The organism is Endozoicomonas sp. ONNA1 (assembly GCF_024606325.1).
Classification (GTDB): Bacteria; Pseudomonadota; Gammaproteobacteria; order Pseudomonadales; family Endozoicomonadaceae; genus Endozoicomonas_A.
Map to the genome: position 1 here is coordinate 1 of NZ_JAHHPN010000980.1, position 1043 is coordinate 1043.

Consider the following 1043-nt stretch of genomic DNA (forward strand, 5'->3'; position numbering starts at 1 on the left):
AGCGGCTTCCTGATCTTTCTCACGTTCACTGCGCAATTCATTCACCAGACCTTCGATGACTTGACGGGTTTGCTCCGTGTTTTCAAAGTTCAGCTGCTTCTGGTCGCTGAAAGTTTGCCTTATAGTTTTGCTAATGGCATCTTGCTGGGATTTCAGCTCCGATGTCAGCTTCCCGGTCATGCTGGCCGTTTTGCTGACCGAGGCATTCACTTCACCATTTTGTTTCTCTATAAAGCCTGCCAACCGATCGAACAGCGCCTGTTGCCGCTGCGCGTCTTCCTGCTGACTTTGTTCACGACGCCGGGTGTTTGCTTCAATTTCTTTTTCACGTTCAACCCTAAGCCCATTGACCAGATCACTAATCACCTGTCGTATCTGATCAGCACTTTCCCTGCTGAGCCTGGTTTGTTCCTCAACGGACTGACCAATAGACTGGCTGATCGCTCGATGTTGCTGATTACCCATCTCTTCGAGACGGGTAATGGTCATATTCAACTGAGTCATAAAGCGCGACATGGTATCGCCCCATTGACTAATGGAACTGTTAATTCCCTGGGAAACCTGACTCAGCGCAGCACCTTGTTCAGAACCCGCTTTACCCAGCTGAGCAGTAAATTCTTTCAGCAGCTTTTTCAAAGCATCTTCCGAAGATTTACCCTGTTTGACTGACAACTCATTGGATGCTCTAACCAGACTGGCAATGGCTGGCTCCATAACTTTGTTGAGGCTAGCTTCCATACCTGTGGTCACCGTGTCCGCCATATTCTGCACAGCTACCTGCATACGCTCGCCAATCTGTTCGGCCAGGCCATTTAAAGTATCGCGGGAGACTTTACTGTGGTTTTCAATCCCAAGCAGGGTTCTCTCTGCTGTGATTCGGGAATACAGTTCATCAATTCGGGTTTGCAGGCTGGCAATAGCATCACGGAGGTGGCCTTCAGCAAACTTCTCTAAAACATTAAATAACAAGCTGAGAAATACGCCCCACACCGAAGTCATAAACGCAATGGATGCTGAGGAAATCAGAGTGGATATACCACTTT

At 48.3% G+C, this 1043-nt stretch carries 1 protein-coding gene; it reads right to left on the minus strand.

The features are described 5' to 3' along the window. Positions 1-1035, minus strand: a 1035-nt coding sequence (gene zorA, locus KDK19_RS23600) for an anti-phage ZorAB system protein ZorA (RefSeq protein ID WP_368736498.1), incomplete at its 3' end; no start/stop codon positions are given. Positions 1036-1043 lie beyond the last annotated feature (8 nt).